The sequence below is a fragment of the Streptococcus lactarius genome (assembly GCF_016642265.1).
Lineage (GTDB): Bacteria > Bacillota > Bacilli > Lactobacillales > Streptococcaceae > Streptococcus > Streptococcus lactarius.
Genome location: NZ_MRXX01000010.1, coordinates 27,237 through 37,615 on the forward strand (window position 1 = coordinate 27,237; position 10,379 = coordinate 37,615).

General features: G+C 45.1%; 10 protein-coding genes. 1 reads left to right on the top strand and 9 read right to left on the bottom strand.

Annotated features, from left to right (window positions below):
• Positions 1–4: 4 nt before the first annotated feature.
• Genes BTU61_RS07770 through hemW form a run of 6 tightly spaced genes read right to left on the bottom strand, consistent with a single transcriptional unit; the run spans position 5 to position 4,925 of the window.
• The gene (locus BTU61_RS07770; RefSeq protein ID WP_200773054.1) at positions 5–979 is read right to left on the bottom strand and encodes a CPBP family intramembrane glutamic endopeptidase; all 975 of its coding nucleotides are present in this window, start codon (positions 977–979) and stop codon (positions 5–7) included.
• Positions 976–1,596, bottom strand: coding sequence for a TIGR01906 family membrane protein (locus BTU61_RS07775; RefSeq protein ID WP_200773055.1), 621 nt, complete (start codon positions 1,594–1,596; stop codon positions 976–978). The genes BTU61_RS07770 and BTU61_RS07775 overlap by 4 nt, the downstream gene beginning before the upstream one ends.
• The gene (locus BTU61_RS07780; protein WP_200773056.1) at positions 1,589–2,359 is read right to left on the bottom strand and encodes a TIGR01457 family HAD-type hydrolase; all 771 of its coding nucleotides are present in this window, start codon (positions 2,357–2,359) and stop codon (positions 1,589–1,591) included. The genes BTU61_RS07775 and BTU61_RS07780 overlap by 8 nt, the downstream gene beginning before the upstream one ends.
• Entirely contained in the window at positions 2,360–3,046 is a 687-nt protein-coding gene (locus BTU61_RS07785) for a hypothetical protein (RefSeq protein WP_200773057.1), read from the bottom strand.
• Positions 3,036–3,791, bottom strand: a complete 756-nt coding sequence (locus tag BTU61_RS07790) for an acyl-ACP thioesterase domain-containing protein (protein WP_200773058.1) — start codon at positions 3,789–3,791, stop codon at positions 3,036–3,038. The genes BTU61_RS07785 and BTU61_RS07790 overlap by 11 nt, the downstream gene beginning before the upstream one ends.
• Before the next feature lie 3 nt (positions 3,792–3,794).
• Positions 3,795–4,925, bottom strand: a complete 1,131-nt coding sequence (hemW, locus tag BTU61_RS07795; protein ID WP_200773059.1) for a radical SAM family heme chaperone HemW — start codon at positions 4,923–4,925, stop codon at positions 3,795–3,797.
• 313 nt (positions 4,926–5,238) lie between these two features.
• Here hemW and BTU61_RS07800 point away from each other — a divergent pair, with 313 nt between their 5' ends.
• Positions 5,239–6,762: an ATP-binding cassette domain-containing protein gene (locus BTU61_RS07800; RefSeq protein WP_200773060.1), complete on the top strand. Its 1,524-nt coding sequence runs from the start codon at positions 5,239–5,241 to the stop codon at positions 6,760–6,762.
• Positions 6,763–7,047: 285 nt separating this feature from the next.
• Here the strand turns inward: BTU61_RS07800 and proC are convergent, their stop codons facing one another.
• Genes proC through proB form a run of 3 tightly spaced genes read right to left on the bottom strand, consistent with a single transcriptional unit; the run spans position 7,048 to position 10,234 of the window.
• Complete coding sequence (gene proC / locus BTU61_RS07805) at positions 7,048–7,863, bottom strand: pyrroline-5-carboxylate reductase (protein ID WP_200773061.1); 816 nt, start codon at positions 7,861–7,863, stop codon at positions 7,048–7,050.
• 3 nt (positions 7,864–7,866) lie between these two features.
• Positions 7,867–9,114 carry a glutamate-5-semialdehyde dehydrogenase gene (locus BTU61_RS07810; RefSeq protein ID WP_200773062.1) on the bottom strand — a complete coding sequence of 416 codons (1,248 nt, stop codon included), beginning with the start codon at positions 9,112–9,114 and terminating at the stop codon, positions 7,867–7,869.
• A 10-nt stretch (positions 9,115–9,124) separates the two neighbouring features.
• Complete coding sequence (proB, locus tag BTU61_RS07815; RefSeq protein ID WP_200773063.1) at positions 9,125–10,234, bottom strand: glutamate 5-kinase; 1,110 nt, start codon at positions 10,232–10,234, stop codon at positions 9,125–9,127.
• Positions 10,235–10,379: the final 145 nt, after the last annotated feature.

Here is a 10,379-nt window from a genome sequence, read left to right on the forward strand (position 1 = left end):
GACCTTAGCCCTTGAGATAGGCTAGCCGGAAGATTGGAACCACATATGGAAGGATGGACATAAAGATCGTAAATAAGACGAAGAACCAGAACCAGAAGGAAGCGAGCGAACGCTGGAAGACTCCTGGTTGGGGTTTATTGACCTGAATGTAAGCCTTAATATCTGTCCATTTGGTTGCAAGAACCACAAGTATGACAATGGATCCGATAGCCAAGACTCCAATTTGTAACCAATTTGCCAATCCGTCATCTACATGATGGGCGACATAAAAGAGACCTTGCGAAATCACAAAGTTATTGAAAATGTGATAGAAAATCGCCCACCAGATGCTGTATTCAAAGGCAATGTAGCCAAATCCTAGCCCGATGATGCTTGCAAAGAAGAGCTGGTCAAAATTAGCATGGAAGAGTCCAAATAAGATGGCTGTCATGGCAATCGCAAAGACTTTGCCGTAGCGCTCCAAGCCTCGCAAACCGGCTCCACGGAAGAAAAACTCTTCTGTAACTGGGCCTAAAAATCCTGCGTACAAAAGCATAGTCCATGAACGCTCAATAGAATTGCCTATATCTGTAGACGAAGAATGCAGACCAATCGTTTCAAACATGCGCTCGATTACTTGCGTCATAATAGAGGCAAAGACTTGAGAAAAGCCTAGAAAGGCTAGGAAGATAAAGAAGATAGGAAGGGTCATCTTGCGTCCTTTCCGTTTGAGGTCAAATTTAAAAAGGGCCTTTTTGCGGTAAGCATTAAAAAGAAAGAGACCAATTGCAATAGCAATAAAGTAGGGAACTCCGGCCCAGACATCCATTTTCTCTAACGCCTTACTCGGATCTTTCCGAAGCGAGCCAAATAGGACCATTCTATAGAGAGCTCCCCAAATCAAACCTACCATGGTCATAATAAAGAGATAAATGGCTAGTGTTCCGGAATACTTTCCTAGATCTTTTTTAGGGTCTAATAATCGATTGTATTGGTTCATTTGGTTCTCCTAGATAATAAATAAAAACTCACACAAATCCCTTCATATAGAACAAAGAAAATCAAAAAGGCATGCATAAAGTAGTCTTCGGGTAGGGCGAGGATAATGGAATCCACGCGCGGGTCAAAGAGCCAGGTAGTATCCCCAGCAAATAGGACCTGATGAAAGAGCGTAAAAAATTGATCAAAGCCAATGATAACAGCCAGAGCCGCAAATAGGATCGGAAAGACCATCATCCAAAAGAAGAGATTGCGATAGACATTCAGGTAGCCTTTTTTGACAACTGTTCGTAGAAACTGGATAAAGCCAGGTAGGGTGACCAGGAAAACGACTGTCACTAAGTGAAATAGGTACTTAACGGCCTCAAAGTGGTGCAGTCCATTTTTTGAAGAAGGAAATTGGGGCATCTTCAACACCCATTGCAAAGGATTGGTCAAATAGTTCATCAAGACATTAACATTCTTCATGATGACAGAAGCCGAAAAACCGGTCCGACTTTGGATTCCCAACCAATGGATCTCCATGGGATAAAGGACCCATGCTAGTCCAATGGTGAGAAGGATGGCAGCGGACAAGATAAAGAAAACTAGGTTCATGGATTTCAAACTTCTAAGCATCAAAATCCCACTCCGCTAAGCTAGAAACGACATGTGTCGGTGCAATGGGTAAGGTCGGCACTTCTTCTGCTTTGGTAAACCCAGTCGTCACCAGAAGGGTCGGAATGCCATTGTCAATACCCGCACGGATATCCGTTAGGTAGTTGTCCCCAACCATGACCACTTCTTCTCTTGCAAGGCCCAAGTGTTCAATGGCCTTATCCATAATGATGGCCTTTGGCTTTCCAATGATCACAGGCTCGACCCGTGTCGCTGCCTCGACAAGGGCAATCAGAGATCCTGCTCCCGGCAACAAGCCGCGCTCTGTTGGAATGTTCAAGTCCGGATTGGTCCCGATAAAGTGTGCTCCTTTTTGAATGGCCAAGGTCGCTTTCGCAAATTTCTCATAATCCACTTGCCAATCAAGTCCAATCACGACATAATCAGGTGCTTCTTCATCTAAGATGAAACCTGCTTCTTCGATGGCGACTTTGAGGCCTGCTTCTCCGATCACATAAGCCTTCTTGCCCAGATTTTGATCCTTCATATAATCAATGGTCGCAAGGGTAGCTGTATAGATGGTCGAAACTGGGGTTTCAATATTGAAGTGAGTTGCTAACATCTCCCGAACAGTCTCTGGTGTGCGGGTTGTATTGTTGGTCACAAAGAGATAAGGAATCTCACGCGCCTGCAGTTCATGGACAAAAGCTTCTCCTGCAGGAATTCGTGATTTTCCTTTGTAAATAGTGCCATCCAAATCAATCAAATAGCCTTTGTAGTGCATTTATTCCTTCCTTTCTGTCTCTGCTTCTTCTTTCAATTTTTCAGCGTCCACTCGTCCACCAGAACCATACAGAAGTAGAGCACCAGCATAAAGGACAAACTGTAGGATCAGACCAGTAAAATTGATCCCTTGACTTCCCGATTGAGTGAACAAGAAGGATGCTACCATGAGAATGACAATAGTCACCAAGAGACCAATGACGGTCGCCTGATCCACACTGATTTGATAAACGGTGCGTTTGCTACTCCGGTTTCGGCCGTCTGACTTGGTTTCCGGTTGCAAATTTTCTACAAAATCCGTTACCAAGGTCGCAGCGAGGCTGACTGTTGTGCTAAAGAGCACGCCTTGAGACAAACGATGATAGAAATTAGACCAGAAGGAGCCTGATTGACTGGTAATACCGACTGAAAAGATCACAACAGGCAAGAGAAAGGCCAAGGTGAAATGGATCCAAACGCGATACCAGCGCACATCTTCTCTTAAAAAGCGACTAAAACTCTCTAAATTCAAACGATAGCGGAAAAATTTGTATATCTCCTCCACCAGGATGATGCCCAAAGCACAAAGAGTCAAGAGCCAATCTCCCAACATGTAGAAAGGGTTCTTTTGACGCTTAGCATAGGCCACAACCCGTTTTTGGTAGCTTTCAAGCTCCTGTTTTTTATTTTTTAATCTTCTAGTTTCCATAAGTCCAACCCTTTTCTTTCACTTCTTCCCACTCGATCTCTGCTTGAGCATTGATATGCCCGTCTGAGGTAATTTGGTGCAGTGTCGTTAAGCCCTCTTGTTCATATTGTGAGGTGATGGCACCTCCTGCCAGCACTTCTTTGACATATTTCAGATGGACTTTTTTAGGGACATGGTGGGTTAAGAAGTCTGCTCCCATGACCTCAAAGACCCAGTCCAAGTACTTGCTATTGTTGACATGCCCATTCATATCCAAGTCGTAAAACCGAACCAGATATTCTTGCTCTACTCCGCCTTCCAATTCTTTGAAACGAGGTCCACGGAGCATGGTTTTTGAAAATTCGGAGTCAAAAGCTTCTGTGATCTCCGGCATGACAGGATGGACCTTTCGCGTATCCCGATCCATCAAGACAAAGGTCGCGACCATCTCAATGATAGTATTTCCTGCCTCATCCTTGATGTTAAAAGCCCGGTAGCAGAAAAGGCGATTGTGGCTCATTGCATAGGTTTCGATGGTGATCTTCTCATCAAAAACAGGGAGACGATCGATCTTCATATTGTAATCCGTGATAATCCAGACCAAGTTGTAGTTCTCTAAAATGTACATATCACTCATACCCAGCTCAATCGATTGCATGCCCGATACCTGTAAAGACAGCAAGATCAATTGGGGAATCTTAATAAACCCATTGACATCGCTCATATCAAACGGAATTTTCATGCTGTATTCAAATGTTTTTGCCATCTTCTACTCCAAAATAAACTTCTCTGCTACAGTGTCTCCTAAAAAGAGACCTTTCTTGGTCATGCGAACAATGTCCTTGTCAGGGACCAAAAGGCCCTGCTGGGTCAATTCCTCAACCACTGGTCCATACTGTTGGTCAAAATTCACACCAAACTTTTCTTCAAAACGCTTCTTGGAAACGCCTGTTTTCTTACGGAGTCCTAGAAACATCTCTTCTTCCATCATTTCTGTCTGAGTTAGATGTTCTTCTTGGACACGCGCATTTCCCTCTTCGACAGCCTGCATATAGTGACGGATAGGCCCATGATTCTTGTAGCGAACACCGTTAACATAGCCGGATGCACCAGCTCCCAGACCATAATACTCGGCATTGTCCCAATACATGAGATTGTGCCGACTTTCAAAACCAGGCTTGGAGAAATTGGAAATTTCGTAATGCTCAAAGCCCGCTCGCTCCAACTCCTGAATAATGTATTCAAACATCTCTGCTTCCAACTCCTCTTTAGGTAGAGGAAGTTTGCCCCGTCTCATGCGATTCATAAAGACTGTGTGATTCTCCAGAATCAAGCTATAAAGACTCATGTGGGGAATATCTAGGGCAAGAGCCTTAGCAACATTTTCCTTGACCTGCTCCATGGTTTGTGTCGGAAGCGCGTAGATGAGGTCGATCGAAATATTGTCAAAACCAGCCAGTTTCAGACGGTCGATATTGTCATAAATGTCCTGCTCTTGGTGGCTTCGACCAATCTTCTTGAGCAAGCGATTATCAAAAGTCTGCACGCCCAATGAAACCCGATTAACCGGTGAATCCTTTAAGACAGCGATCTTATCTGGATTCAAATCACCAGGATTGGCCTCGATCGTCAGCTCTTCCATCTGAGACAGATCAAGCGACTTGGTCAATTCCTTGAGAAGATACGCTAGCTGATCTGCAGATAAGGCTGTCGGTGTCCCACCCCCAATATAGAGAGTCCGTAGGTTTGTGATTTCTTCCCGACGAAATTCTTGGATCAAATGCTCCAGATAGGCATCAACCGGCTGGTTTTTGATAAAGACCTTTGAAAAATCACAATAAAAACAAATCTGGGTACAAAATGGGATGTGGACATAAGTGGACGTTGGTTGTGTATGCATACCCTTAATTATACCATAAAATCCCCCCGAGTCCGAAAAGAAAAGGGAAAAGCAAGGATTTCCTTGACAAGAAGGAATAAAAGGAATAGAATAGAGCTAATCATATTCGGAGGTAAGGAGATATGAACAACTAAGCTTCGTTAAATAAAATACTTTATTTAGTGGACTGCTTGTTCGATCTCTTTTTGTGTACCCTCTTGCCTATTCTCCAACCATTTGTTGGCTAAATAAGGTTTTTTCTGCTTGGGTTCCACATGAATACAGCTCTACTAAATAGGTAGAGCTGTTTTTTGTCCCAGTAGAAAGGAATCTTATGCTAAAACTATCCCACCTCACTATCCGACATACAAAAGATTTACGAGATCTGGTTCGAGATCTTTCCCTGACCATTCATGAAGGAGAAAAAGTTGCTATTATTGGCGAAGAAGGGAATGGAAAATCTTCCTTACTTCAGGTCCTCATGTCCCCAAAATCTCTACCAGATTATCTGACTATAGAAGGAGAAATCACCACTTCCTTTCACTCCTATGCCTATATTCCCCAAACTTTACCGGAAGCTTTGAAGGGAAAAACCTTGGAAGAATATTTTTTTGGAGAGAACGAGCTAGACTATGCCACCCTCTACAGACTGGCAGATCAATTGCATTTTAATAGCGAGCGCTTTGCAAGCGATCAAGCTATCGGAAGTCTATCTGGAGGAGAAGCCCTAAAAGTCCAACTGCTTCACGAACTTTCTTGTTCTCATGAATTGCTATTTTTAGATGAACCTTCAAATGATCTGGATTTAGAGACCTTGGATTGGCTCCAGCAGATGATCCAAACGAGTCCCCAAACCATTATCTTTATTTCCCATCATGAGGATTTTTTGACTCAAACGGCGGATACCATCATCCACCTCAGACAGATCAAACACCGCAAGGAGGCTGAAACGATCGTGGAGCACCTAGGCTATCAAGACTATAGTAGCCAGAGAGAACAACAATTTAAGCAACAATCTCAACAAGCGGCCAACGATCAACGAGCCTACCAGAAAACCATGGAGAAGCACCGTCGTGTCCGTCAGCAAGTCCAAACTTCCTTACGAAATACCAAAGATAGCACTGCTGGACGTCTCCTGGCAAAGAAAATGAAGTCCCTCCTCTCACAAGAAAAGCGCTACGAGCGAGAATTCCAATCCATGACTTCCCAACCCTATGATGAGGAAATCATCAATCTGCATTTCCCTTCCCTCACTCCCTTGTCTCCTCAAAAACGCGTCCTTCTCTTAGATCATGAAGAGCTCGCAATTGAGGATCGTGTCCTAGTCAAGAACCTCTCCCTCACTCTTCAAGGGCAGGATAAGATAGGGATTATCGGTTCTAACGGTGTAGGAAAATCCACTTTCCTAAAAATGATCTGGGAGATCTTACGGAAGAATGAAAGTATCCGCACTGCCTATATGCCTCAAGATTATACTGAACGCCTTCCTTTGACTCAGACACCGGTTCAATTTCTACAGCATTCAGGCGATCGCGAAGAAATCAACACCATTCAATTGCATTTAGCCTCCCTCAACTTTACTTATTCTGAAATGCATCATCCTATCTCTGAACTTTCTGGTGGCCAGCAAGGAAAACTCTTCCTCCTTCAATTAGTGCTTACAAGTCCCCAGTTTCTGCTCTTGGACGAGCCTAGTCGTAATTTTTCCCCCACTTCCCAACCAGAAATTCGTCGCCTATTCGCAGACTACCCAGGCGGACTGGTTACAGTCTCCCACGACCGGACCTTCCTCAAAGAAGTCTGCCAAAAAATCTATCGTCTGACTGAAAATGGTTTCGTAGAGATAGAGTCGCTCTAACGTAAAAAAAGATTGGCCAAAACCAATCTTTTACATTGAAAATAAAGTCCTCTTAGAAACTTTCCTTAGGTGAGAACGGACGTCAGCGAACTTCATAGAAGTTCCATGACTTAGTTTTGAACCTAAGGTTTCAAAACTCCCGAGTGCCTGAAACCATTAAGTTTCAGGCACTTTTCTCACGGCGAAAAGTTTCAATAGAGGATTGGATAAATCTGAATTTGTTAGATTTGTAGAAAAGAACAGTTCGTCAACGTTCTCCAAACTTGGTTTTGACCAATAATTTATCTAATTTTGTCCTGCCTCTTGTCCCATTTCTTGAGTTCGTTTGTAGGCTGCTTCCACTCCTGCAATGATGTCGCCCCGTAGGCCGACTTGTTCTAAGCGATTGACTCCTGCGATGGTTGAGCCACCTGGGCTACAAACTGCATCCTTCAAGCTTCCAGGATGTTGCCCCGTCTCTAAGACCATACTGGCGGCCCCTTTGAAAGTCTGGGCCGCCATCTGCAAAGCTTGCTCTCGTGAAAGTCCCAAGGCTACTCCTGCATCCGCCATGGCTTCGATCATCTGATAGACAAAGGCTGGACCACAGCCTACCACAGCCGTTGCAGGATCCATCAATTTTTCTTCGATTTCATAGAGAGCTCCAGCTCCTGCTAAGAGCTTAATGACTTGGGCTATCTGCTGGTCTGTTACTACTTGGGACCGGGCTAAACTGATGACACCCTGACCAATGGCTACGGGCGTATTAGGCATGATGCGGATGAGCCCTATCCGCTCATTTTTAACTACACTTGCCATTTGCTCCAGTTCCAGACCTGCTGCCATAGAAACCAAGATGAGATTGGAACGTTGGCCCAAAATGTCCTGGTACTCTTCAAGTAAAGGGCAGATTTGGTAGGGTTTGACCCCTAAAAGGATGACCTCCGCCTCTTTAAAGACTTGTTCAAGATCAGACGCTGTTCCCCCATACTGGCTGATAAACTCTTCCACCTTTTGTGGGGAACGGTTGACCAAGAGCAGGTCTGTGCCAGCCACTTCTTTTGCGACCGCTTTGGCCAGACTAGCTCCCATATTTCCAAGACCGATAAATGCTACTTTCATAACTTACCTCACTTGACCATTTCCACTGACGATATACTTGTAACTAGTCATCTCCCGCAGTCCCATCGGTCCACGCGCATGGAGTTTTTGGGTCGAGATCCCCATTTCACAACCTAGGCCAAATTGCCCCCCGTCTGTAAAGCGTGTAGACGCATTGACATAAACGGCTGCTGAATCCACTAGCTTGGTGAAGTAAGCGGCTGTCTCCGAATTTTCAGTCACAATGGCATCCGAATGATGGGTGCTGTGGGCTTCTATGTGGTCCACCGCTTCCTCGACTCCATCAACGACCTTGACTGCTAAAATATAATCTAAAAATTCGGTATCAAAATCCTGCTCCTGCGCTGCTGTCCCCGAAATGATAGCCTGTGCGTCCTCATCTAGACGCAACTCAACCGATCTTTCCCGATCATCCACTAAGCACTCTTTGACCAAGGGCAAGAAATCAGACGCGATCGCTTGATCGACCAACAAGACCTCCATAGCATTGCAGACAGAGGGGCGACTGGTCTTGGCATTTTCGATAATCGCCAGGGCTTTCTGGAAATCAGCTTCCTTGTCCACATAGACATGGACAATCCCTGTTCCTGTCTCGATCACAGGGACAATGGCATTTTCAACCACTGCTTGGATCAAGCCAGCACCACCTCGTGGAATAAGCAAGTCCAGGTAGCCCTTGGCCTTCATCATAGCAAGGCTGGAAGCTCGACTCGTATCTTGGATTAATTGGAGAAGGTCTGGATTGAGTCCAGCTTCTTCCAACCCAGCCTTAAGAGCGCTCACGATCGCTTGAGCAGAATGAAAGGCATCCTTCCCCGTACGAAGAACCACTGCATTTCCACTCTTGATGGCAAGCGCTGCAGCATCCGACGTCACATTTGGACGGCTTTCATAAATGATCCCAATGACACCCATAGCTACTCGAACTTTCTGGATTTCAAGGCCATTTTCCAAAACTTCAGTATCCAGCACTTCCCCAATCGGATCTGGCAGATCGATTAAAGCACGGATACCTTGTGCCATCCCTTCAATCCGCTCTTGATCAAGAAATAGGCGATCGAGCATGACTTCAGAGATCTTCCCGCGTGCTGCTTCCATATCGATTTGATTGGCTGCTAAAATGGCTTTCGTCGCTTTCAGAAGTTGGCCGGCCATAGCTTCTAAGGCATGATTTTTAAGAGCTGTACTGGCCGTATTGATGCTTTTCTTAGCCGATCTCGCTAAGGTTAATTGTTCTTGTGTTGTACTCATACGTTTTCCTCTAAAATTCTGTAAAGAGTAAGTCAATCTCAGGGGTTACCGAGATCCAATCATCACGATGGATAAGGATTCCCTTGGCTTTTTTAGATTGGAGCATATCGCGCACAGCCGACTGGCCGAGACGAACTTTCCCTTTCCCTAGCAATTGGCCTGACTCTTGATGATAGACGCTGACGATGTCTTGATAAGAGAAATCCCCTTCTACCTTGGTCACACCAGAAATTAATAAGCTCTTTCCGTGATCCAACAAGGCCTCAGCTGCTCCAGCATCCACCCAAACAGCCCCTTTACTTTCTGCATAAAAGGCTAGCCATTGCTTCTGGGTTTTTAACCCCTTGTCCTCGGCTAGGAAGTAACTGCCATCTGCTTGCTCTTGAGCTGCTTCGATCAAGGCATCAGGCTTGAGAGACGAGCAAATATAGACGGGAACTCCTGACTCTGTCGCCAGGGTGGCTGCCTTGAGTTTAGTCAGCATTCCGCCAGTTCCATTGCTACTACCCGCACCTCCAGCCATCTCGATCATTTCTCGTGAAATATGCTCGATCCGCTCCAAACGCTTGGCTGTTGGATCCTGAGAAGGATTGGCTGTATAGAGGCCATCTACATCCGTCAAAAGAACTAATAGATCCGCTTGGACCATGGCCGCAACCTGCGCACTCAAGGTATCATTGTCTCCTACTTTTAGCTCAGCGATCGAGACCGTATCATTTTCATTAATAATCGGAATCGCCCCACAGTTGAGCAGAACAGAAAGGGCCTGGTGGGCATTCTTATAGCGACGTTGATCCGCAAAGTCATCCTGGGTTAATAAAATTTGTGCAGAAACAATGTTGCGTAAAAGAAGATTAGAGGTATATTCTTCCATCAGTAAACCTTGACCGACTGCCGCAGAGGCTTGCTTGTCTGCCACCTTGATCGGCCGTTTCTTAAAACCAAGGGAACCAAACCCCGCAGCAACCGCCCCAGATGAGACCAAAATCAATTCATGACCCGATTCGTGTAAGAGAGCCAACTGCTGGGTAATGACCTTGATCTTCTGTCTGGAGAGGCTCCCGTCTGGATTGGTTAAAGACGAGGTCCCTACTTTAAAGACGATTCGTTTTGCTTTCATCTCTATGATTCTTTCTAATACTATTTATTTCGAATTTAATGAAAGTGAGGCTGGGTCAAAAGTCCTAGCCTCTCAATTGTTTTTGGATTGTCGAGCAAGACGCAGTGGTTGAGTGGACTCTACTACGCTGATTTATAAGCTTTTA

Coding starts and splice junctions, on each gene's coding strand:
- BTU61_RS07770 (WP_200773054.1), bottom strand. CDS start 979: ATGAACCAATACAATCGATTATTAGACCCTAAAAAAGATCTAGGAAAG.
- BTU61_RS07775 (WP_200773055.1), bottom strand. CDS start 1,596: ATGCTTAGAAGTTTGAAATCCATGAACCTAGTTTTCTTTATCTTGTCC.
- BTU61_RS07780 (WP_200773056.1), bottom strand. CDS start 2,359: ATGCACTACAAAGGCTATTTGATTGATTTGGATGGCACTATTTACAAA.
- BTU61_RS07785 (WP_200773057.1), bottom strand. CDS start 3,046: ATGGAAACTAGAAGATTAAAAAATAAAAAACAGGAGCTTGAAAGCTAC.
- BTU61_RS07790 (WP_200773058.1), bottom strand. CDS start 3,791: ATGGCAAAAACATTTGAATACAGCATGAAAATTCCGTTTGATATGAGC.
- hemW (WP_200773059.1), bottom strand. CDS start 4,925: ATGCATACACAACCAACGTCCACTTATGTCCACATCCCATTTTGTACC.
- BTU61_RS07800 (WP_200773060.1), top strand. CDS start 5,239: ATGCTAAAACTATCCCACCTCACTATCCGACATACAAAAGATTTACGA.
- proC (WP_200773061.1), bottom strand. CDS start 7,863: ATGAAAGTAGCATTTATCGGTCTTGGAAATATGGGAGCTAGTCTGGCC.
- BTU61_RS07810 (WP_200773062.1), bottom strand. CDS start 9,114: ATGAGTACAACACAAGAACAATTAACCTTAGCGAGATCGGCTAAGAAA.
- proB (WP_200773063.1), bottom strand. CDS start 10,234: ATGAAAGCAAAACGAATCGTCTTTAAAGTAGGGACCTCGTCTTTAACC.